The 22,944-nt window shown below is 45.0% G+C and carries 22 protein-coding genes and 2 other annotated features; of the genes, 20 read left to right on the top strand and 2 right to left on the bottom strand.

Annotation, left to right across the window (positions count from 1 at the left end):
• From truB to K6C05_RS02620, 3 genes are all read left to right on the top strand, one after another.
• Nucleotides 1–900 (top strand): tRNA pseudouridine(55) synthase TruB, encoded by a 900-nt coding sequence (gene truB, locus K6C05_RS02630; RefSeq protein WP_296730894.1) that lies wholly within the window; start codon nucleotides 1–3, stop codon nucleotides 898–900.
• A 92-nt stretch (nucleotides 901–992) separates the two neighbouring features.
• The gene (locus K6C05_RS02625; protein ID WP_296730893.1) at nucleotides 993–1,766 is read left to right on the top strand and encodes a hypothetical protein; all 774 of its coding nucleotides are present in this window, start codon (nucleotides 993–995) and stop codon (nucleotides 1,764–1,766) included.
• A gap of 53 nt (nucleotides 1,767–1,819) precedes the next feature.
• Complete coding sequence (locus K6C05_RS02620) at nucleotides 1,820–2,818, top strand: chemotaxis protein CheB (RefSeq protein WP_296730891.1); 999 nt, start codon at nucleotides 1,820–1,822, stop codon at nucleotides 2,816–2,818.
• 157 nt (nucleotides 2,819–2,975) lie between these two features.
• Here the strand turns inward: K6C05_RS02620 and K6C05_RS02615 are convergent, their stop codons facing one another.
• Nucleotides 2,976–3,734: a sulfite exporter TauE/SafE family protein gene (locus tag K6C05_RS02615; protein WP_296730890.1), complete on the bottom strand. Its 759-nt coding sequence runs from the start codon at nucleotides 3,732–3,734 to the stop codon at nucleotides 2,976–2,978.
• A gap of 240 nt (nucleotides 3,735–3,974) precedes the next feature.
• Here K6C05_RS02615 and K6C05_RS02610 point away from each other — a divergent pair, with 240 nt between their 5' ends.
• From K6C05_RS02610 to pheT, 11 genes are all read left to right on the top strand, one after another.
• The gene (locus K6C05_RS02610; protein ID WP_296730889.1) at nucleotides 3,975–4,382 is read left to right on the top strand and encodes a hypothetical protein; all 408 of its coding nucleotides are present in this window, start codon (nucleotides 3,975–3,977) and stop codon (nucleotides 4,380–4,382) included.
• A 76-nt stretch (nucleotides 4,383–4,458) separates the two neighbouring features.
• On the top strand, nucleotides 4,459–5,262 hold the full coding sequence (locus K6C05_RS02605) for a hypothetical protein (RefSeq protein ID WP_296730888.1): 804 nt from the start codon (nucleotides 4,459–4,461) through the stop codon (nucleotides 5,260–5,262).
• A 348-nt stretch (nucleotides 5,263–5,610) separates the two neighbouring features.
• Nucleotides 5,611–6,411: an adenosylmethionine decarboxylase gene (gene speD / locus K6C05_RS02600; protein ID WP_296730909.1), complete on the top strand. Its 801-nt coding sequence runs from the start codon at nucleotides 5,611–5,613 to the stop codon at nucleotides 6,409–6,411.
• Between the two features lie 10 nt (nucleotides 6,412–6,421).
• Nucleotides 6,422–7,870: an aminotransferase class I/II-fold pyridoxal phosphate-dependent enzyme gene (locus K6C05_RS02595; RefSeq protein ID WP_296730886.1), complete on the top strand. Its 1,449-nt coding sequence runs from the start codon at nucleotides 6,422–6,424 to the stop codon at nucleotides 7,868–7,870.
• 9 nt (nucleotides 7,871–7,879) lie between these two features.
• Entirely contained in the window at nucleotides 7,880–8,734 is an 855-nt protein-coding gene (speE, locus tag K6C05_RS02590; protein ID WP_296730885.1) for a polyamine aminopropyltransferase, read from the top strand.
• Nucleotides 8,721–9,599, top strand: coding sequence for an agmatinase (gene speB, locus K6C05_RS02585; protein WP_296730883.1), 879 nt, complete (start codon nucleotides 8,721–8,723; stop codon nucleotides 9,597–9,599). Before speE ends, speB begins: the two co-directional genes overlap by 14 nt.
• A gap of 27 nt (nucleotides 9,600–9,626) precedes the next feature.
• Nucleotides 9,627–10,835 carry a saccharopine dehydrogenase family protein gene (locus K6C05_RS02580; protein WP_296730881.1) on the top strand — a complete coding sequence of 403 codons (1,209 nt, stop codon included), beginning with the start codon at nucleotides 9,627–9,629 and terminating at the stop codon, nucleotides 10,833–10,835.
• Nucleotides 10,835–12,025, top strand: a complete 1,191-nt coding sequence (gene nspC / locus K6C05_RS02575; protein ID WP_296730880.1) for a carboxynorspermidine decarboxylase — start codon at nucleotides 10,835–10,837, stop codon at nucleotides 12,023–12,025. The genes K6C05_RS02580 and nspC overlap by 1 nt, the downstream gene beginning before the upstream one ends.
• Entirely contained in the window at nucleotides 12,000–13,382 is a 1,383-nt protein-coding gene (locus K6C05_RS02570; protein ID WP_296730878.1) for a lipase family protein, read from the top strand. Before nspC ends, K6C05_RS02570 begins: the two co-directional genes overlap by 26 nt.
• Nucleotides 13,383–13,468: 86 nt before the next feature.
• Nucleotides 13,469–13,667, top strand: a binding site (T-box leader).
• A 149-nt stretch (nucleotides 13,668–13,816) separates the two neighbouring features.
• Nucleotides 13,817–14,845 carry a phenylalanine--tRNA ligase subunit alpha gene (gene pheS, locus K6C05_RS02565; RefSeq protein ID WP_296730877.1) on the top strand — a complete coding sequence of 343 codons (1,029 nt, stop codon included), beginning with the start codon at nucleotides 13,817–13,819 and terminating at the stop codon, nucleotides 14,843–14,845.
• A gap of 17 nt (nucleotides 14,846–14,862) precedes the next feature.
• Nucleotides 14,863–17,298 carry a phenylalanine--tRNA ligase subunit beta gene (pheT, locus tag K6C05_RS02560; RefSeq protein ID WP_296730876.1) on the top strand — a complete coding sequence of 812 codons (2,436 nt, stop codon included), beginning with the start codon at nucleotides 14,863–14,865 and terminating at the stop codon, nucleotides 17,296–17,298.
• Between the two features lie 172 nt (nucleotides 17,299–17,470).
• Here pheT and K6C05_RS10995 read toward each other — a convergent pair whose 3' ends face one another.
• Nucleotides 17,471–17,731 carry a hypothetical protein gene (locus tag K6C05_RS10995; protein WP_363317154.1) on the bottom strand — a complete coding sequence of 87 codons (261 nt, stop codon included), beginning with the start codon at nucleotides 17,729–17,731 and terminating at the stop codon, nucleotides 17,471–17,473.
• Nucleotides 17,732–17,903: 172 nt separating this feature from the next.
• Between K6C05_RS10995 and K6C05_RS02555 the strand changes: the two genes are divergently transcribed.
• The 6 genes from K6C05_RS02555 to K6C05_RS02530 all read left to right on the top strand — a co-directional run bounded on the left by K6C05_RS02555 (nucleotide 17,904) and on the right by K6C05_RS02530 (nucleotide 22,669).
• Complete coding sequence (locus tag K6C05_RS02555) at nucleotides 17,904–18,197, top strand: LysM peptidoglycan-binding domain-containing protein (RefSeq protein WP_296730875.1); 294 nt, start codon at nucleotides 17,904–17,906, stop codon at nucleotides 18,195–18,197.
• Between the two features lie 330 nt (nucleotides 18,198–18,527).
• Complete coding sequence (thrS, locus tag K6C05_RS02550; protein WP_296730874.1) at nucleotides 18,528–20,447, top strand: threonine--tRNA ligase; 1,920 nt, start codon at nucleotides 18,528–18,530, stop codon at nucleotides 20,445–20,447.
• A 55-nt stretch (nucleotides 20,448–20,502) separates the two neighbouring features.
• Nucleotides 20,503–20,610, top strand: a sequence feature (ribosomal protein L20 leader region).
• Between the two features lie 13 nt (nucleotides 20,611–20,623).
• Nucleotides 20,624–21,172: a translation initiation factor IF-3 gene (infC, locus tag K6C05_RS02545; protein WP_296730872.1), complete on the top strand. Its 549-nt coding sequence runs from the start codon at nucleotides 20,624–20,626 to the stop codon at nucleotides 21,170–21,172.
• The gene (gene rpmI / locus K6C05_RS02540) at nucleotides 21,172–21,369 is read left to right on the top strand and encodes a 50S ribosomal protein L35 (RefSeq protein ID WP_296730871.1); all 198 of its coding nucleotides are present in this window, start codon (nucleotides 21,172–21,174) and stop codon (nucleotides 21,367–21,369) included. Before infC ends, rpmI begins: the two co-directional genes overlap by 1 nt.
• 45 nt (nucleotides 21,370–21,414) lie before the next feature.
• Complete coding sequence (rplT, locus tag K6C05_RS02535; protein ID WP_296730870.1) at nucleotides 21,415–21,768, top strand: 50S ribosomal protein L20; 354 nt, start codon at nucleotides 21,415–21,417, stop codon at nucleotides 21,766–21,768.
• Nucleotides 21,769–21,838: 70 nt separating this feature from the next.
• Nucleotides 21,839–22,669 carry an RNA methyltransferase gene (locus K6C05_RS02530; RefSeq protein WP_296730869.1) on the top strand — a complete coding sequence of 277 codons (831 nt, stop codon included), beginning with the start codon at nucleotides 21,839–21,841 and terminating at the stop codon, nucleotides 22,667–22,669.
• The last annotated feature ends 275 nt before the right edge of the window (nucleotides 22,670–22,944 follow it).

Here is a 22,944-nt window from a genome sequence, read left to right as displayed (position 1 = left end):
ATGGATGGCTTTATTAATTTTCTTAAGCCTCCTGGGATGACATCCCATGATGCTGTGTCGCTGGTGCGTCGTGTTCTTAGGGAAAAGCGCGTGGGACATGCCGGTACCTTGGATCCAGGGGCGGCAGGAGTGCTGCCCATTGCGGTGGGCAAGGCAACAAGGCTTATTGAATATTTGGACACTGCCGGGAAATCATATAGGGCAGAAATGATGTTGGGGATTGAGACGGACAGTGGTGATGACACCGGTACTGTGGTTGCAGAGGCTGCTGATTGTGCCGTGCCTGATGAAGCAGACATTATAAAAGTATTCAAAGGCTTTACAGGTGTTATTGAACAGGTACCGCCGGCTTATTCAGCCATTAAAATTAATGGGCGCCGTGCCTGTGACCTGGTTCGTCAGGGATTAACCCCGGATATTCCGTCACGGACTGTGGAAATACATAGTTTGATATTACTGGACCGTGATGAAAGCAATAAAAGGCTTCTTTTTGATGTGAGCTGTTCCCGGGGAACCTATATACGCACCCTGTGTCAGGATATGGGCAGGGCCATGGGAATTCCGGCCACCATGTCATTTTTGGTACGCACAGCTGTAGGTTCCTTTATTCTGCAGGATTCAGTGTCTGCAGAGGAATTAAAGGTGCTGGGCGGTGAAGCGTTGATACCTTATGATTTGTGTATCGGCCATATAAAAAAATATCAAATTTCACCTGCCAGAAGGAAGGCCTTTTGTAACGGTCTTTCCTCCTTTGACAGGGAGCTTGTCAAGAATAATAATTTTTCCAATAATATTTGTCTCCGTGTATATTGTGGTGAGGATTTCCTTGGTATGGGGCATTACGATGCCAATAACCAGACCGTGGTTCCGGATAAGGTGCTGTGGACTGACAGGGACTGACCCGCCCCCGGCATGGAGGCATTATTTTATATTGTATTTCAAGGCATACTTTCGTATAATTATGTTAAAATAGTAAAAGGGAGAGTAATGTCATGGATAAGATCGTTTTAATGCCTGTGGTTAAGGATGCTCGTTCAGAACAGGCTTTCAAGAGCTCTGACAGGGCCTTGGGTATGATAAATGCAGACGATCTTAGAGCGGAGCTGAGGCAGAGCTACAAGATGATTGATGCCTTATGTTACAGCTATCATGATGTTTACTATGCCAGTCTGAGCACTGGTGAAATGCGAAGCTATCGCTACAGCCGTGTTACACGGGATATGTTTGGAAAGGCCTTTGAACAGGGGAGTTTTGAGACTAATTTTTATTCATATGTCAGGAATGCCGTATATTATGATGATCAAAAGCTCTTTGAACCGATTTTGACGATATCCAATCTCCGAAAACTTTTTTCCAGGCAGTTGACCTACGGATTCAGTTACCGGGTGTTGAGAGAGAACGAAATACATTATTGTCAGGTAGAGCTTGTACGGATTCTTGAATCAAAGGATGAGTTTGTCTTTGCCTTTAAGAATCTTGACAAGCAGCATCAGCATATCAGGAGTGAACGGGAAAAAACGCTGGCACAGGTTAAAAACCTTATTAAGTCCTATAATGAATTAATTGGCTCCTCTGTGAATAATATTGTTGCTGAATCAAAGAAGTCGGCTCTGGCTGCTGATGGCTGTGAGAAAGCAGTAGAAGTCCTGGACATGATTCAGAGTCGGGTTCAGATGCTGTTAGGGCGCCTTGATTCCATTGTTTCCGAAGCTGAAGATTTGCCATCCCTGGCACAGAAGATAAGTCAGACTGAGGGCGACAGGTAATCGGGCACCTATACGGTAACTGGCGTACATCGTTAAACTAAGGGCGTGAGTTCATGTCTGGTATAAAAATATTAATTGTGGATGAGTCAATGCTTTTTCGGGGAATGTGTGCCCGGGAGCTTGATAAGTTGCTTCCACCTGGTCACGATATTATAAAGGTTGGTGACGCCCATGAGGCGCTGCGTAAGATAAATGATGGTGAGCCTAATGGTATTTTGGTAAATACCCAGCTGTCAGGCATGTCCGGATTTGATTTTATCAGCGAAGTCAAGGGTAGGTTCAAGTCGAAAATCGTGGCGATAAGTATCAACGAAAATGATCGTAACAGGGCCATTTCCCTGGGGGCCGATGAATTTATCATCAAGCCGATGGGGATGTCTGCTTCAAGAAATGAATTTTTGCAGATGCTGTGTCAAAGAGTGGTGGATCTGTCCAAGGGGACTAATGCCCGTTCATCGATTCAGATACCGAAGGGGGATTGGTGCAAGCTGATAGCAATAGGGTCCTCAACCGGTGGTACTGAAGCCCTGTCTGAGGTTTTATCCAATCTGAAGGCACCTATGCCACCGATTTTGGTGGTACAGCATATAAGCCCTACATTTTCCAAGTTGTTTGCCGCCCGTTTGGATACTGAGTGCTCCATGAAGGTAAAGGAAGCTGAAAACGGGGAAAGGGCCAGGTCCGATACAATATATATCGCTCCCGGAGACAAGCATATGTCAATTTCGGTGTCCATGGGGATTATCACCATACACTGTCAGGCAGGGGAAAGAATCCATGGGGTAACAACCTCAGTGGATGTGCTTTTTGAGTCTGTGGCCAAGTACATGGGAAATAAAGCCCTGGGTGTGATACTTACCGGGATGGGGGTCGATGGAGCCAGCAAGCTGTTGGAAATGCGCAAGGCAGGGGCGAAAACCTTGGGGCAGGATGAGGCCTCCTGTGTGGTTTATGGGATGCCCAAGGCGGCCTTTAATCTTGGTGCTGTTGAAAAGCAGGTGAGTCTGAGCAAAATGGCCGGAGAAATTACTGCACTGGTACATAATTCATAAAAACGACTGGATGAAAAACCAGTCGTTTTCTTATACTTATTATTTGAATAAATACCTGTGGAGTATCTGAATCATTGAAAAGGATGAAAGAACAGGGATGCATCAGACTCCCATTGAATAAAGGAATTGCTCACCACCGGTCTTCAGCCTGGGTGTTTCAGTATAGCAACAGCATTACCAGTCCGCCGGAAGCAGACATGGCTACCATAAAAAACTTCAATATGGGGCGTGGAGCCAGTCGGGTCAGCTTTGCTCCGAGGTATGCTCCAAGGGATTGTCCTATGAGCGTTTGAAGGAATATCATAAAATCAAGCTGGCCATTCAGGAAGTATCCAAGGCCACCGGCTATTGATATGGGAAGTATGACCATCATGCAGGTTCCAATGGCGTACAAAACCGGAATGCCAAAGACGATCATCAGGGTTAGTTGTATAAAGGCTGCTGCCCCAATACCAAAAGTGCCGGATATGAGGCCGTTGGCGCAGCCGGCAATACTGCCGTAGATGTAAAGCTTGTGTCCTTCAAGCAGTTCGGCTCTCGGCGGGAAGTGCCTGTTTAGCCACTCCGGCTGATATACCTTGATGTAAAGAAGGATTGCAGAGAACACCATGATGGAGCCGGACATTTTTCCTAGAATATCTGATGGAATGATATTGGAGAAATTCGCTCCTATAAAGGCACCAATCATACCACTGATACCCAGTATGGCTCCGGTTTTGGGAATGACATTACCTTCCCGAAAATGGCTGTAGGCACCGGACATAGTAGTAAAAACCATGGCCGAAAGAGCTACTGCCAATGCTGTGTGGATAGGTACCATGAAGCCGACTGTCAAAAGGGCAATGGTTATGCCGGCTCCGCCTATACCGATAAATCCGATTATCATACCCATTATAAGCATGGAAAAAAATAGCATATAAACACCACCAAACGCAATAACAATACCTTGATATTATAACGCTATTGCTTTATTTTTCCAAGGCATTAGCTGGGAAGGGAGGAGATAAAATATTACCATTTATTTCAAGGGATGAATTTTAAGAGGGCAAAGGATAAATTGTTTTATTTTAAATGGGCATGTAGTTCTATTGAATTGAGGAGTGATTAATATATAATGTTGTAAAGACATTTTCTTTATTTTTTAAGGAGGGATTTTATGAAGTCAATAGGAATCAGATTTCTGGGGATTATAGCCTTTGCACTGATGTGCATGGCAGTATTTCCACAGTTTGCCCAAGCCAAGCCGCATATAACATTCCATGCGGATCATGTTTATCTCAATGATGTCGGTCGTGCCACAGTGACAGGATATTTCAGGAATTCGGGGGACAAGGCAGCTTATGTCGAATGGACTGAGTTTGATCTGGAGATTACCGATAAACAGGGGAACATAATCTGGAACGGGGTTGCCATAAGACACTATCCAAAGAATATAAGGGTTCCCTCCAAAACCAGTATCCCTTATACCTTTTATATCAAGAGCAAAAAGCTTCCACGCTATAAGAAGCCATATAGCTGGAGGACCAGCAACGAGAGAACCCATTGGAATATCAACGCCGGGTGAGTAAGTGGAGGCGTTTGATTTATCAGATGGAAACAACTGTCTTATGTTCGGACCTTATTTTAAGAGGATGATGGATATGCTGAAGGATATTTTTAATATTATTTTTGTCAGAAAAGTCCTTTCAGGTGCTGCCCTTTTATGCTGTATCTTATTTGGCGTTAATGCTCCGGGGGGGATAGCCGAAGCAGGACAAAGTGATGCCTACAATCAGGCTGAAGCAAACAGTATTCAGGGGATTGTAGGGATCTGGCATCAGGAGGATGTAACTGATGAGGTGCTTCTGACAGTTAATCCGGACAGTACCTACAAGCTGATAGCCGGTGATGGGCATGCAAGCTATGGTACGGTGCATGTTACCTATGATGAGCATCCAGATGGAACAAAATCATATTGGTATGTTTTTAATGAGAACGATGGTACCTTTTGGGCTGGATTTACAAAAAATGAGAAAGAATCTACGCAGACTGATATGTGGTCAGGTCATGAGGGATATATTCATTTTTCAAGAAATTATGGTGATGCCTTTCATGCTACCAGCAAGGGCGTAGCCCCGGAGGAATATCTTGGGGTTTGGGGCTGTGGACGATGTACTGTTGTCATCAGTAATACCGTTGAGGGCTATCTGGCAGATATTTCCTGGGCCAGCAGTGCAGCTGAGTATACCAGGTGGTCCTATCCTTGTATTTATGATACCTATAATGCTGTTTTGGTGTGCCCTGACCAGGGACTCTGCTTGAATTGCGTTACCTCTGAGGATGGTGTGGAAACCTGCACTGAGGTGTATCATGATGGGGCAGCTGTATTTGTAATGCGTGATGGCATACTGACCTGGCATGACAAAAAGAATAATTCAGGAAATGCCATGGAGTTCAGACACTGATTTTGGACTTGCTTTTTCAAGGATTGGAATTGGTAATGCCTTTTGAAAAAATAAAGGCTATGAAGGACTGTGGATACTTGCTTTTCATTAATTTTTAACATATAATTGTTTTGGTGCTTAAGAGGGAGAAATACCCAAATCAGCAGTAATTGTGGAAGCAGTATTCCCGCTGTTCCATAGCACATTGGCTAATTTGAGGTTAGTATTGCTCAGGAAAAGTGGACTGCAGAAGCAGTCCGCTTATTTTTTTACATGGTTAATGTAGATATTCGACTGGAATTCAGTGGGAGCGTGAAGCTTTCACTGAATGAGTCTCATATTAAATTAAAACAGGGGCGTGAGATCAGATTGGAAGAAAAGCTGAAATTGTATGGGTTTAACAACCTGACCAAATCCCTTAGCTTTAATATCTATGATATTTGTTATGCTAAGACACCAAGGGAGCAACAGGATTATATAAAGTATATTGATGCGCAGTATAACTCAGAGCGCTTGACGAAGATTATGTTTAAGCTGACTGAAATGATTGGTGCGCAGGTTCTTAGTGTGTCAAAACAGGATTATGACCCTCAGGGAGCAAGTGTTACCCTGTTGATTGCTGAAGAAGCCGCCATGAACTCCGGACAGAAGAAACCCTTGGGAGAGGCTGTGGTCAAGCCGGTAGGCGAGACTATATTGGCCCATTTGGATAAAAGTCATGTTACAGTACATACATATCCGGAATTTCATCCAGAGACCAGTATTGCTACCTTCCGGGTAGACATCGATGTGGCTACCTGCGGGGAAATTACCCCGCTAAAAACCCTGGATTATCTCATTGGAATGTTTGACTCTGATATTATTACTATGGATTACAGGGTACGGGGCTTTACCAGGGATCTTTCCGGCAAAAAGCTGTTCATGGATCATGCAATAACTTCAATTCAGAACTTTATTGATAAAGCTACCATTGATAAATATGATACAGTTGATATCAATGTTTATCAGGCCAATATGTTCCACACCAAAATGCTTATTAAAGAGCTGGATTTAAAAAATTATCTTTTCAATACTGACATATATGAGATTCCACCGCGAACCCGATTGGAGATTCATGATAATCTGCGTAAGGAAATGATTGAAATTTTCAGTGGGATCAATGTTTTTTAAGGAGAAGCGGATGGAATATTTTTCTCAGGACAGGGCCCCGATACTTGAGGCACTGGAAAAAATGAAACGGGCACGGCTGGTTCCCTTCGATGTGCCAGGCCACAAGCGAGGGCGTGGCAATCCTGAGCTGACGGAGTTTTTGGGAGAGAAATGCCTGTCTGTGGATGTTAATTCCATGAAGATGTTGGATAATCTGTGTCATCCGATATCTGTCATCAGGGATGCTGAGGAATTGGCGGCAGAGGCCTTTGGTGCGGCTCATGCTTTTTTTATGGTAGGTGGAACAACCTCCGCCGTCCAGGCCATGATATTAACAGCCTGCAAGCGTGGGGATAAGATAATCATGCCCCGTAATGTGCATCGCAGTGCCATTAATGCCATGATTTTGTGTGGAGCAGTGCCTGTATATGTTAATCCTCAGATGGACTCAATGCTGGGTATTTCCTTGGGAATGAGTGTTGATGATGTGGCAAGGGCCATCAGGGAGAATCCTGATGCCAAGGCTGTATTTGTAAATAATCCCACTTATTATGGAATATGTTCGGACATAAAATCCATAACGAAGCTGGCCCATGATAACGGTATGCTGCTCCTGGCCGATGAGGCCCATGGGGCTCATTTATATTTCAGTGATAAATTGCCTGCTGCTGCCATGTCTGTAGGTGCAGATATGGCAGCTGTTTCAATGCACAAATCAGGTGGGTCCCTTACCCAAAGCTCCATTTTACTCATAGGTGATAGGGTATCAGAGGGCTATGTGCATCAGATCATCAATCTTACTCAGACCACCAGTGCTTCTTATCTTCTCCTGGCCAGTCTGGATGTTTCCAGAAGAAATATGGCTCTTAGGGGAAAGGAAATAATTGACCGAATCATAACCCAGGTGGAATATGCGCGGGACGAAATCAATACTATTGGTGATTATTATGCTTATTCCTCGGAGCTGATAAACGGGGATTCTATTTTTGATTTTGATATCACCAAGTTGTCGGTATATACCAGGTCGATAGGTCTTGCAGGTATTGAGGTGTATGATCTGCTGCGGGATGAATACGATATTCAGACTGAATTTGGCGATATTGCCAATTTATTGGCCTATGTGTCTGTAGGAGACAGGCCGAAGGATATAGAAAGACTGGTATCTGCCCTGGCAGAAATCAGACGCAATTACCGTCAGACCGGGCGCAAAATGCTTAAAGCTGAATACATCAGTCCTCAGGTGGTTTATCCGCCACAGGAGGCCTTTTATGGAGACAAGGAATCACTTCCTCTTGACGAGACTCTTGGCAGGATATGCAGTGAATTTGTCATGTGCTATCCACCGGGAATACCAATATTGGCTCCGGGTGAGAAGGTCACTGAGGAAATCCTTCAATACATTCGCTATGCCAAGAAAAAAGGGTGTTCTATGACGGGACCGGAGGACATGGACATAAAACATCTCAATGTTATGAAATAAGGTGATAAAATGGAGCTATGGTATACTGAAAAACATACGGAATACGCCAGCTTTTCCATTAAGGTGGATAAGCAGCTTTATTCCGGGGAAAGTGACCTGCAGCGGATAGATGTTTTTGAATCAAAGGAATTCGGGCGGGTACTTACCCTGGACGGTTACCTGATGCTGACGGAAAAGGACGAATTTATATATCACGAAATGATTACCCATGTGGCGATGTGCGTTCATCCTGCAGCAAAAAAAATTCTGGTAATCGGCGGCGGTGATGGCGGTACAGTTCGGGAACTGCTGCGCTATGACAGCGTTGAGTCAGTGGATTTGGTGGAAATAGACGAGGAAGTGGTCAATGTAAGCAAGGAATACCTGCCACAAACCGCCTGTCAGCTGGATAATCCGAAGGTACACTGCTTTTATGAGGATGGCTTGAAATTCATACGCCGGGTCAATGATGAATATGATGTTATTATCGTGGACTCCACCGATCCCTTTGGCCCGGGAGAGGGCCTGTTTACCAGGGAATTTTATGGTAACTGCTTCAAGGCGCTTCATGATGATGGAATAATGGTCAATCAGCATGAAAGCCCATTTTATGAAAGTGATGCCTATGCCATGCAGCGGGCACATAAAAGGATTTGCCAGTCATTTCCTATAAGCAAGGTGTATCAGGTTCATATTCCTACCTATCCTTCGGGGCACTGGCTTTTTGGCTTTGCCTCCAAAAAATATCATCCTGTCAGGGATGTGGATTGGGACAGGTGGAATTCACTGGGCATAAGGACAAAATATTATAATACTGCGCTTCATGCCGGGTCCTTTGCTCTGCCTACATATGTGGAGGAGATGCTGAGAGATGTTGAAGCCTAATATAGAAACCTTTTTGGGCTGTGAGGCAGATTTTGAGCAGGCCAGAATTGTACTTTTTGGAGCTCCCTTTGACAGTACCACCTCCTACCGTCCGGGTACGAGATTTGCCAGCAGGATAATGCGTGGGGAGTCTTATGGTTTGGAAACCTACAGCCCTTATCAGGACCTGGATATGGAGGATGCGGCAGTATTTGACAGTGGGGATTTGGAGCTTTCCTTTGGGGATACTGAAAAGGCCCTGGCGGATATTGAGGCACGGGCTTCAGAAATACTGTCAGCCAATAAGCTGCCTTTTTTGATCGGGGGAGAGCATTTAGTTTCCCTGGGAGCAATCAGGGCAGCAGTAAAAAAATATCCGGATCTGCATATTCTTCATTTTGATGCCCATACAGACCTGCGGGATGAGTATCTGGGCGCCAGGCTGTCCCATGCCTCTGTTATCAGAAGGGCTTGGGACCTGGTAGGAGATGACAGAATATGGCAGCTAGGGATTCGCAGCGGAATGCGTGAGGAATTTATGTGGGCCAGGGAACATACCCACCTCCATAAATTTGATCTGAAGGGCCTTCCGGAGGCCCTGGCAGCCTTACAGGGAAAACCGGTATATTTTACCATTGATTTGGATGTTATGGATCCATCGGTATTTCCGGGGACTGGTACCCCTGAATATGGGGGCGTGTCCTTTGGGGAGCTTATGGCTGCAGCTGTACAGGGCTGTGGCCTTAATGTGGTTGCCTGTGATATGGTGGAGCTTTCCCCAGGGCTTGATCAAAGTGGAGCCTCTACTGCAGCGGCGCTTAAGCTACTCAGGGAAATGCTTTTAAAATTAGAGGAGCCTTTTATACGGGGGCCTAAGATAGTATAAATTTTGATTGGCAAAGGAGATTATTCAATGGGAAAGGTATTAGTTATTGGCTGCGGTGGTGTAGCCAGTGTAGCAATTCACAAATGCGTTCAGAATCATGAGCAGTTTCAGGAAATATGTATTGCCAGCCGTACCAAAAGCAAGTGCGACAAGCTGAAGGAGGTGCTGGAAAAACAGTATGGAAATGTATGCAGGATTACAACTGCCCAGGTAGATGCCAACAATGTACCTGAGCTGGTAACCCTTATCAGGAAGGTGAATCCGGATGTCGTACTGAATCTGGCACTGCCATATCAGGATCTTACCATAATGGATGCCTGCCTTGAATGTAAGGTAAGCTATGTGGATACTGCCAATTATGAGCCGGAGGATACTGCAAAATTCGAGTACAAATGGCAGTGGGCATATCGTGAACGCTTTGAAAAGGCCGGTATTACTGCACTGCTGGGTTCAGGCTTTGATCCGGGTGTTACAGGTGTATTCAGCGCCTATGCCCTCAAGCATGAGTTTGACGAAATAAACTATATAGATATACTGGACTGCAACGCCGGTGATCATGGATATCCCTTTGCCACCAATTTTAACCCGGAAATCAATATCCGCGAGGTTTCTGCCAAGGGCAGCTATTGGGAGGACGGTAAATGGATTGAGACTGAACCTATGGAAATCAAGCGTGTATACGATTTTCCTGAGGTGGGTCCAAAGGATATGTATCTTCTCCATCATGAGGAGCTGGAATCCCTCGGCATCAATATTCCGGGAATTAAGCGTATAAGATTTTTCATGACCTTTGGCGAAAGCTATCTTCGCCATTTGAAGTGCCTGGAAAATGTAGGGATGACTTCTATTGAACCAATCGAATTTGAAGGGAAGCAGATTGTTCCACTGCAGTTCCTTAAAGCTGTGCTGCCGGATCCAGCCAGTCTTGGTCCCCGTACTGTGGGTAAGACCAATATTGGATGTATTTTCCGTGGCAAAAAGGACGGTAAGGACAAGACCTATTACCTGTATAATGTCTGCGACCATCAGGAATGCTACAAGGAAGTTGGTTCCCAGGCCATTTCATATACTACCGGTGTACCTGCCATGATTGGTGCCATGCTGGTAATGAATGGCACATGGAGAAAGCCTGGTGTATACAATATTGAGGAATTTGATCCTGATCCGTTTATGGAAGCACTGAACAAATGGGGACTTCCATGGCAGGAAAGCCATAATCCGGATTTGGTGGAATAATGGGACATGATTATCAGCCTGGATGGCTGAGCTCTGTGCCGTCTCCTGCCTATGTGGTGGAAGAATCGCGTCTGAGGCACAATCTGGAAATCCTGAAGGGACTTCAGGACAGAACGGGTTGCCGGGTATTATTGGCCCAAAAAGCTTTTTCCATGTATCATTTTTATCCTCTTATGAGAGAATTTTTAAAGGGGACCGCAGCCAGCGGGCTGTTTGAGGCAAGGCTTGGGCATGAGGAATTTGGCGGGGAGAATCATGTTTTCTCCCCGGCTTATCAGGATAAGGACTTTCCGGAGATTTTAGATATATGTGATCACATAATTTTCAATTCCATAGGACAGCTGAAACATTTTGCACCGATGGCTGCCAAGGCAGGACGCTCCTATGGTCTCAGAATCAATCCGGAGCACTCCACTCAGCCTGCAGAGCATGCCATTTATGACCCCTGTTCCGGTGATTCACGCTTGGGAACCAAGCTGAGTGAGTTGGAGGAGGCCATCGCTGAGGATGGTGACGGGCAATTCATGTATGGTATACGAGGCCTGCATTTTCACACCCTGTGCGAGCAGGGGGCTGAGCCGTTGGCTGAGACGCTTGAAGCTGTGGAACAGAAATTCGGAAAAATCCTGAAAGGGCTGGAGTGGATTAATTTTGGCGGTGGGCATCATATTACCCGGGAGGATTATAATATTGACCTGTTGGAGCAGTGTATCCGCAGAATGCAGCAACAATACGGGCTAACAGTTTATTTGGAGCCTGGTGAAGCTGTGGCCCTGGATGCCGGCTTTTTGGTGGCTACCGTATTGGAACTTATAGAAGCGGATGATGTTAATGGGCGAAAAGCATCCATTGGGATTATGGACACATCTGCTGCCTGTCATATGCCGGATGTATTGGAAATGCCATATCGGCCACCTTTGCTGGGAGCAGGAGAGCCCGGGGAAAAGGCTTTTAATTATACCTTGGCCGGACCAACCTGTTTGGCAGGGGATACCATTGGTGAATATTCATTTGATGCGCCTTTGTCAGTGGGGGACCGGCTTTTGTTCGGTGATATGGCAATCTATACAATGGTAAAAAATAATACCTTTAATGGAATGCCATTGCCGGCAATATGTGCTGTAGACAATAACGGTAAGGTGAAGATAATAAGGGAGTTTGGCTATGAAGATTTCAAAATGCGCCTATAAGGCATTTGCGTTGATGAATAAAGTAGTACTTACGACAGCCTTGTTAATAGTAATGGCTATCAGTCCGGCATCTGCCGCCTCTGAGGTGCAGACAGCGTCAATACAGTTCCTGTGTGCTCTTGGGGATATCCTGGCATATGACAGTCAGCTTAACGGTGTAATACGCACCGTCAGTTCACATTTTGGCTATGACCTTACTGAATACAATAATCAGAACAAGAAGGCCAATGCCAATTTTTTCATATTCAAGTCCAGGGAACCTGACAAGGTGTTGGGCCGGTATGTCAATATTGTGGCCATACCGGGAACGGAAAAGCTGAAGGATGTGGAAGTGGATCTTAGGCTTGGCAAGGTACTTTTTGGTGGGGCGTCACCTGAGGAATTTGCTGAGCTTGCCCGGACTCAGGATGTAAAATCAAATCAGCCATTAGTACATCGTGGCTTTAATGATTATACCCAGACAGCTTTTTTTACAAAAAAAGACGATGGCTCCATGGGTGTGGACTACATATTTGACCTGGCAGAATCCGATAAGGACCAGGTGATTCTCACCGGACATAGTCTGGGGGGAGCCGTATCTGTACTTCTGGGCTGTCGCCTGGAAGCCATGGGAATGGATCCAAACGGGATCGAGGTGGTAACCTTTGGTGCTCCTGCGGTGGGAAATCAGGTCTTTGCCGATATGTATGGCAAAAAGTTGAACCATACCCGTTACACAATGAGTGGAGACCCGGTACAGTATATGCTTCAGATGCTGAAATCCGGCTATGTACAGACAGGAAATGAAGTAAAGTGCAAGCGCAATGCAAATTCTCACAGGTTCAGTCACAGCATGTCGGAATATCTTGATTATTCCATACGCAATTATCTTGATGCACTTGATAAGGCAGGAATACAGCTTAAGGTAATTGCTCCCCAGACCGATAATACAGACCAGTTTTCCCTGCGTAAGGAAATGTTTGCAGATCGCGTGTATATGTGTCCGGCGGTAATAGATTTACCGGATGATATTATCAACGATAAAGATTATATGATGCAGCTTTCGGATATCATGAGCTGTTATGGCTTTAAGGAAGCTGTGGACGGTGTGGAGGAAAAGTATGCTGACCAGATGAGGGAAGCGAGAAAACAGCAATGTGGCAGAATATCCCATGTAACCATTGATGCCAAGCTGCTAAAGAAGCATGTATATCAGGTGACTGTAAATGAGGAGCTGACAGATGCCTATGGCAATGTAGTCAGCACCCAGACCTGTGGGACAACAACAGATAATATTTCACCATTGGAGGCCGTTTTTTTTGGCTTGTCCAGGTGCAGCATGAACCGTAAAGCTGCAGATGAATTGAAAACCGAGTAGCTCTTGCCGATGAACAGGAGAGCATGGAGGAAAGACATTATTCAAAAAATATTGCAATATTTTTTAGATAGTGTTAAAATACCTTGTATTAGGCAGAGAAAGAGAGAGTAGCCAGGCCGTATGCCCACAGGGAGTCCTGATAATTGAGAACAGGGCGGCTAAAGCATGGTGAAGTTCACTCCGGAGCCTCTTTGGTGAAGAGATTTAGCCAAAGCGTATGCTGCGTTAAGGCTTAAATGAGTTATAAATTAGGGTGGTACCGCGAACTAGACCTTCGCCCCTTTTTGGGTGAGGGTCTTTTATTACGCCATTATTAAGTTTTTCCCGAGGGAAAAATCATCCGGTGGATTTTTGCCGATGGATATTGCCTGGTGTATCAGTAAAAGAAACTTGCCATCAGGGATTTTTGAAAAATTCATTTCTAGGAGGCAATTATGGAAACCAAAATTGAACAGCTTCGTCAGGAGGCAACCAAGGCTATACAGAATGTAGCCGGAACTCTGAATGATTTAAACGATGTCCGTGTAAAATATCTTGGCAAAAAAGGGGAACTGACTGCATTGCTGCGTGGACTTGGCAAGCTCAGCCCTGAGGAACGCCCACGCGTAGGCCAGATAGTCAATGAAGCCAGGGAGCAGCTGGAAAAACTGATTTCAGAAAAAAATAATGAACTGAAGCACAAGGCCATGGCCGCCAAGCTTGCCAATGAGAGCATTGATGTTACCCTGCCTGGCCGCAAGACAAATCATGGCCATATTCATCCCCTTACATTGACATTGATGGAAATAAAGGATATTTTTATGCGCATGGGTTTCAGTGTGGAGGAAGGTCCTGAGATAGAAAAGGATTATTTCAATTTCGAGGCACTGAATCTTCCTAAGGATCATCCGGCAAGGGATATGCAGGATTCCTTTTATATCACTGAAGATATCCTGATGCGTTCTCAGACTTCACCGGTACAGGCTCGTACCATGCAGGCTCATGAGCCTAACAGCCCTATCCGCATGATTGCTCCGGGCCGGGTGTATCGCCGTGATGATTATGATGCTACCCATTCTCCTATGTTTACCCAGATTGAGGGGATGGTTATTGATAAAAACATCAGCTTTTCTGATCTGAAGGGGACCCTTGAGGATTTTCTCAGACAGATTTTCAACAAGGATGTTCAGGTACGCCTGCGGCCAAGCTTTTTCCCATTTACTGAGCCAAGTACAGAGGTGGATATATCCTGTGTAATGTGCAAGGGCAAGGGCTGCCGTGTATGCAAGGGCACTGGCTGGCTGGAAATCCTTGGTGCCGGTATGATTCATCCAAATGTACTCAAGATGAGTGGCTACGATCCTTCAAAGGTCAGCGGATTTGCCTTCGGTATGGGGGTTGAGCGCATTACCATGCTGAAATACGGTATCGATGATCTTCGTCTGTTCTATGACAATGACACTCGTTTGTTGGAACAGTTTTAATAGGGAGGAGAGAAAAAATGCAGGTATCAATTAAATGGCTTCACGATTATATAGATTTTACAGAGACCTCTGATGAACTGGCTGATAAGCTTACCATGGCAGGAATTCCTGTGGAAAATGTTGTTCATGCAGGTGAGGGCTTGGATAAGGTAGTTACAGGAAGGGTGGAGGAAATAAAGAGGCACCCTGATTCTGATCATATGTTCATCACCCAGGTTAATGTGGGACAGCCTGAAAACATCCAGATAGTTACCGGTGCCCAGAATGTACGGCAGGGGGATATTGTCCCTGTGGCAATGATAGGTGCCAAGCTGCCAAATGGAATGAAAATATCCAAGGGAAAACTCAGGGGCGTTCCTTCCAACGGTATGCTTTGCTCTGCCGAGGAAATGAATATGGATCTCAGTGCCCTGCGTGACGATCAGAAGAATGGCATATACATACTTCCGGCTGATACTCAGATTGGCATGCCGGTAAAGGATACCCTGGGGTTGGATGATGATATATTGGAATTCGAGCTTACGGCTAATCGTGGTGACTGCTTCAGTGTATTTGGACTGGTGCGTGAGGTAGCTGTGCTCACCGGCAATACACCTAAGTGGCCGGTGATAAAGGCTGTGGAGGACGATGATGCCCTGGCCACTGATATGATAAAGATTGGCATAGATGCACCGGAGCTGTGCTCCCGGTTTTCTGCCCGTGTACTGAAAAATGTGAAAATTATGGAATCCCCTGAATGGATGCGTTGCCGTCTGGAAAGGGCCGGAATTCGTGCTATCAACAATGTGGTCGATGTGACCAACTTTGTTATGGTGGAGCTTGGTCAGCCTATGCACGCCTACGATTATGACCATATCTCCGGCAAAAGCCTGACTGCCCGTAAGGCTGTACCTGGAGAAAACCTGCATACTCTGGATGATTCCTCCAGGGTAGCTAAGGGAGAGGAACTGGTCATTGCCGATGCTGATAAACCGGCTGGCCTGGCTGGCGTAATGGGAGGACTCGAATCTGAGGTCACTGACAATACTGTCACTGTTGTATTGGAAGCGGCTTCCTTCAATGGGGCAAGCATTCGCCGTACCTCCAGGGCCTGTGGACTTCATTCGGAGGCCTCCGGCCGTTTTGAACGCGGTGTGGATGTAACCCAAACCACCCGTGCACTGGATAGGGCAGCCCAGCTTTTGCAGGATATGGGTGCCTGCACTGTAACCAAGGGAATAGTGGATGTTTATCCTGTAGAAAAGCAGCCTGTAACAGTAGCTTTTACCCCTGAGCAGATCAACAACCGTCTGGGAACTGACATAGCTTCCGAGAAGATGGTGGAAATTCTTGAGAGCCTTGAATTCAGGTGCAAAGCAGATGGTAATGGCGGATACACTGTAGCCGTACCTTCCTGGAGAAATGATGTGACCTTTATGGAGGACCTGTCAGAGGAGGTTGCCCGTATATATGGCTTCGAAAATATTGAAGCAACTACTCCGAGGGGAACAATGGTCCAGGGCGTCCAGAGCCCACTTCAGGATTTCATCGACCGTATCAAGGTGACCTTGACCCATATCGGCATGAATGAAGAGCTGTCCTTCAGCTTTACCAATCCGGAAATGTTCGATAAAATGCTGCTGCCGGCTGACAGCCCCCTGCGAAAGGCAATTCCTATAATGAATCCTTTGACTGATGAGGCTCCTTTGGTTCGTACAAGCCTTTTGGCAAGCGTACTGGAGAATGCAGTCCGCAACCTTTCCCGTAAAAATGAGGATATCCGTCTCTATGATGTGGCACCGGTATTTTATCCAAAGGAACTGCCGCTTACGGAGCTGCCTGATGAGGTGGTGAAGGTAGCCGGCTTCATGTCAGGACGCCGTAATCCTATGAGCTGGAACACTGACAATGAAATGGTGGATTTCTACGATGCCAAGGGGATTGTTGAGGAGCTTTTGGTAAGACTCAATATCAACAACTGCCATGTGGAGGCCGGTGAATACATGGCCATGCATCCTGGAAAAACGGCACTTTTCAAGAAGGGCAGGGAAATTGTAGCAGCCGTGGGTGAGCTTCATCCACAGGTAGCCGAAAATCTCGGAATTTCCAAAAAGGCCTATATTTTTGAGATGGATGTGCCTACCCTCATGAAATACAGCTCAGATAAATTTAATTTTGATGTCCTGCCTAGATATCCGGCGATTGTCAGAGATTTGGCCATGCTGGTGGATGAGGAGGTTAATGCCTCTGATATTGAGGATACTATTGCCAGAAACGGCGGTAAATTTTTCAAGAATGTTACATTGTTCGATGTTTATACCGGCAAGCAGATCGAGGACGGGAAAAAGAGTATGGCCTTTACCATGCAGTTCCAGTCCAACGATAAGACTCTTACCGATGAAGAGGTGGATGAATCCTTCAAACAGATACTGGACGCTGTAAGCAGGGAATTTAACGCAGAGCTTCGTGGCTGATTGGACAAGGGCTGTTGGCTGTAATGGTGGCTTCAGATCTGGCCGTTGTTTATTGTGATAATCATATAGCTGGTTATTGTTCACAGGTTTGACAAAATTTGTAAAAAGTAACCCATAACAGCAAAAAAATAATTGGCTGGTCATTTTTATGACCAGCCAATTATTTTTTAATCTAATAGATATGATATACTTTCCATGGTATCCGATTAAGAGGAACAGTTTTCAGAAATTCAACAATGTCCTTTCGTCCGTAATAGTGGGGAGTACCGTTTTTGTCCTGAGACATAAGGATAATTGGCATGTTTGGAAAATAAGGAGCAATAGCCTGGCGAAATTTGGTCAGACGGACAGTATATTGTGTGACACTGGGTTTGACAGATATGATGGCGAAGGTTACACCTTGTTCAATTATGACTGCTCCGTGAACTAACATACAATACTCCTTTCGGTTTTGATAGGTATAACTCTATCAAAAAGGACAGATAAAATCAACGAAAATTTGTTCGACGAACATATTGACGGAAAAATTTTTATGTGATATTATAAACCAAACAGATGTTTTAAGAACTTATTTTCTTTTTATACTCAAAAAAGGAGTGTGTATCATGAAAAATCTTATAGTTGCAATTATTGTAGGTATAGCTGTTCTTGCTCCTCTTAATCTTACCAATGCATATCTCAGATGCTCTGAGTTTGATACAGTTGTTATACATTATGGTGACAGTGTGGAAAATATTGCCAGCAGATATACTGATGATAAAGATGAGGTCAGGGAACTGACAGAAGCTATCATAGAAATCAACGATATAAAAAATCCTACAAAGCTAAAGGCCGGCAAAAAAATCCAGGTGCCTGTACTGGCAAAGGAAAAAAGAGATGTTCAGGTAGCTGTCCGCTAATCTTGGAATGAAATGTTTTTGTAAATTTATCCTTGACAGTAACTTGTACTGGCAATATAATATGTAATCAATCAGATAGTTGAAAAGCTGAGAAGAAGACATGACACGGAAATTCGCTATTCAGAGAAGGGCAGTTGCTGTGAAGTCCTATAGTTGAGTCTTGTGCCACCACTTCGGAGCTGCAATGCGAGATAAGTGTTGCCGGAGTTGATTCCGTTAATATCATTTGAGTTGGCTGCTTAGGCAGCAAACAGGGTGGAACCGCGAAGTATACCTCGTCCCTATGTGGATGGGGTATTTTTTATTTCTATGATGTTTGGGGGAATAATTATGATTAAATTAACTATGCCTGATGGAGCAGTACGCGAGGTAGAGGCAGGTATCAGTGGTCTTGATTTTGTCAAATCAGTCAGCAACAGTCTGGCCAAAAAGGTTTTGGCAATCAGCATTGATGGTGAGACAAAGGATATTACTACCATTCTTGATAAAGATGCAAATATTAAATTCCTGACCTTTGAGGATGAGGGGGGCCGTTGGGCACTTCGCCATACCGGTTCGCACATTCTGGCACAGGCCATCAAGAGACTTTACAAGGACGAAAATGTTCAGCTGGCAATTGGTCCGGCTATTGATAACGGGTTTTATTATGATATCGATATGGAAAAGCGCCTCACTGAGGAGGACCTTAAGGATATCGAGAAGGAAATGAACAAGATTATCAAGGAAAATCTGAAGCTGGAACGCAAGGAAGTAAGCCGGCAGGAAGCTATTGATATGTTCAAGACAGCAGGTGAAGGCTACAAGGTTGAGCTTATTAATGATCTTCCTGAGGACGCTGTGATTTCACTTTATACTCAGGGTGAATTTACCGATCTTTGTGCCGGCCCTCATGTTATATCCACCGGCAAGGTAAAGGCAGTGAAGCTCCAGAGCGTAGCTGGTGCATACTGGCGTGGCAGTGTGGACAACAAGATGCTTCAGCGTGTATATGGTACTGCCTTTGAAAAGAAGGATGAGCTGGATGCTTATCTCCATATGCTGGAAGAGGCTGCAAAGAGAGATCACCGCAAACTGGGCAAGGAGCTTGACCTGTTCAGTCTTCATGAGGAAGGTCCGGGCTTTCCTTTCTTCCATCCAAACGGGATGGTTATCAGAAATGAATTGATTAATTATTGGCGTGAGGTTCATCGCCGTTACGGCTATCAGGAAATAAAGACTCCTATGATTTTGAATCGTCAGCTTTGGGAGCGTTCCGGACATTGGGCTCACTACAAGGAAAATATGTATTTTACTGAGATTGATGGTGAGGATTACGCTGTAAAGCCTATGAACTGCCCAGGCGGCATGATCGTATACAAGACCCAGCAGCACAGCTATCGTGATTTACCGCTTCGTGCCGGTGAGCTGGGACTGGTTCATCGTCATGAGCTTTCCGGTGCCCTTCATGGACTTTTCCGCGTTCGTAATTTCACTCAGGATGATGCCCATATTTTCATGACTCCTGACCAGATCGAGGAGGAAATTCAGAAGGTTATCGACCTGTTTGATGAGGTATATAGCACCTTTGGTCTTGAATATCATGCTGAACTGTCTACCCGTCCTGAGAACTCCATGGGATCAGATGAAATGTGGGAGCTGGCTACCAATGGCCTGCGCAATGCTCTTGAGCATCGTGGTCTTGAGTACATTGTCAATGAGGGCGATGGAGCCTTCTATGGTCCGAAAATTGATTTCCATCTGAAGGATTCAATCGGCCGTACCTGGCAGTGCGGAACAATTCAGCTGGACATGCAGCTGCCGGAGAAGTTCGACCTTACCTATGTGGGTGAAGATGGTCAGAAACATCGTCCTGTAATGATTCACCGCGTAGTTTATGGTTCAATTGAACGCTTTATTGGCATATTGATTGAAAATTATGCCGGCGCATTCCCTACCTGGTTGGCACCTATTCAGGCCAAGATACTGCCTATCACTGACAAGCATATGGATTATGCCTTCGAGCTTAAGAAAAAGATGTTTGATATGGGCTATCGTGTTGAGGTGGATGACCGTAATGAAAAGGTTGGCTACAAGATGCGTGATGGCCAGGTGAAAAAGATTCCTTATCTCCTTGTTGTAGGTGACCAGGAGGTTGCAGATGGCACTGTAAATGTTCGTTGTCACGGACAGAAAGAAACCAGGACCATGTCAGTAGATGAGTTTATTGCTATGCTTCAGGAAAAAATTGAAACCAAATCAGATAAATATTGATGAAATTAAATAATTGGGTTGACATGGTGGTTTTTGCATGGTATCATACTTTTTGTGAATAAAGCAGAAGCCACCGCTTCTCACCTGCTGATAAGGTCAGTTGGGTTTGATAAAGGTTAAGTATTAAAGGGTGGCATTGTGTCGCCCTTTATTTTTTTATATTTAATATATGGGAGGTGTTTTTTATCAGTAAGGAAACTGAGAGAATTAATGAAGAAATCCGTGTTCGGGGCGGAGAGATTCGTGTTACAGATGTCGAGGGACAGTCTTTGGGCCTTATGCAGGTCAAGGATGCCCTGGAGATGGCCATGGAGCAGCATCTGGATTTGGTTGAAATTGCTCCAAAGGCAAAACCGCCGGTATGCCGTATTATGGATTATGGCAAGTATAGATATGAAAAGCAGAAGCGGGAAAAGGAAGCCCGTAAGAAGCAGAAGATAATTTCCATCAAGGAAGTAAAACTTCGTCCAAATATTGAACAGCATGATTTTGATGTTAAGCTGAAAAATGCAATCAGGTTCCTGGGGGATGGCGACAAGGTCAAGGTAACCATTATGTTCCGTGGCCGTGAGATGTCTCATCCTGAAATTGGCAAGGATATTCTCAACAGGTTTGCAGCCGCTTTGGGTGACTCGGTAACCATAGAGCGTGATGCCAAACTTGAAGGTAGAAATATGATTATGATTTTAGCCCCTAAGGCTCAAACTAAAGGAGGAAAACAATAATGCAGAAAATGAAAACCCGTAGAGCAGCTGCAAAGCGCTTTACTGTAACTGGTAGTGGTGAACTTAGAAGAAACAAGGCTTATAAGAGCCATATCCTGGAGAAGAAATCTCCAAAGCGTAAGCGTAACCTGCGTAAGGCAGCTCTTGTTGTTGTAGCTGATAAGAAGCGCGCAATCAAGTGTCTCCCATATGCTTAATTGATAGTCATTAAAACAATTTATATATTTTAGGAGGATAAGAACATGCCAAGAGTTAAAAGCGGCGTGACAGCACATAAACGTCATAATAAAATTTTGAAATTAGCAAAGGGCTACAAGGGCTCTAAGAGCAAGCAGTTTAAGAAGGCAAATGAGACCGTTATGAAGGCTCTCTATTATGCCCGTCGTGATCGTCGTGCCAAGAAGGGTGTTTTCCGTCGTCTGTGGATTGCCCGTATCAATGCAGCAGCACGCGCAAATGGTATTTCTTACAGCCGTCTGATTGCTGGTCTCACCAAGGCTGGTGTAGAGGTAAACCGCAAGATGCTGGCAGATTTGGCAATTAATGATGCAAATGCTTTTGCCCAGATGGTAGCAGTTGCCAAGGAAAATCAGTAATTTTGACTTCAAGAGTTGCCTTAGGGCAACTCTTTTTTATTAGTAATACCGTTTGAAAGGAGCTGACACCATGTTGGCGATTGAGCGAATAGAAAGTACCAGTAATTCCAAGATAAAGCTGGCTGCCAAACTGCATTCCCCAAAGCATCGGAAGGCTGAAAATATGTTTGTGGCAGAAGGTGTACGCCTGGCAGAAATGGCAGCCCGTTCAGAGTGGCCGGTGGAGTTTGCACTGATTTCAGATTCAGCTGTAAATAATCCACGGGCGGTGGCAATAGTAGAGGTGCTTCAGGAAAAGGGATGTCCTGTTTATCAGGTTAGCGATCAGCTATATGGCAAAGCTGCTGACACAGTTACTCCTCAAGGCCTGTTGCTGGTCATGAGCCTTCGTATCTTTACCTGGCAGGAAATGCTGAAGGTAAATGAGGAGGAGACGGTAGCACCTTTGATTGTTGTGCTCGATGGTGTCCAGGATCCGGGAAATGCAGGTAATATCATCCGCACAGCGGAGGCCTTGGGTTGTTCAGGAATAGTTTGTCTGGAGGGAACCACAGATATTTTCGCTGATAAGGTAGTCCGTTCATCCATGGGATCCCTGTTCAATATTCCGGTTATGACCGGTGTTTCGCCATATGAACTTTTGGATGTGTGTCATGAAAATGAAGTGCCATTGATAGCCACTGCCGTGGATGATACGGCTGTTAGACATTATTTGGCCGATTATGTCAGCCCATGTGCCATAATTTTTGGCAACGAGGGAAATGGTGTATCAGCGCAGCTTTTGCATGAGGTGGACCAAAAGGTATACATTCCCATGTCTGGGAAGGCAGAGTCCTTGAATGTATCAGCTGCCGTGGCTATATTGCTTTATGAGGCATTTCGCCAGCGTTCAATTCTTTAATGATCCATAAATACCGGGGGGACTGTCCGTAGGAGCGTGGCCCTTTTTCCGGTGATTGAGGATTGGTAAGCTAATTGAAAAATTTTACTAAAAAAAAGGAAGCAATGATGTGCCCTCTGTCTCTTTGACAGGGTCATATCATAAAGCTTCCCTTTTTTTGTGTCATTTTATTAACAGCCTGGTGCGTTATTCCTGCCAGCATATATATACCGCTAATATTCCATTTCCTATGGAAACAGTAAAATCCCCATGGTATTCGTCGGCCTGAACATTGC

Source organism: Anaerovibrio sp. (genome assembly GCF_024697385.1).
Lineage (GTDB): Bacteria > Bacillota > Negativicutes > Selenomonadales > Selenomonadaceae > Anaerovibrio.
The sequence above is the reverse complement of the archived record's forward strand: the minus strand, read 5'-3'. Positions and strand labels throughout refer to the sequence as shown.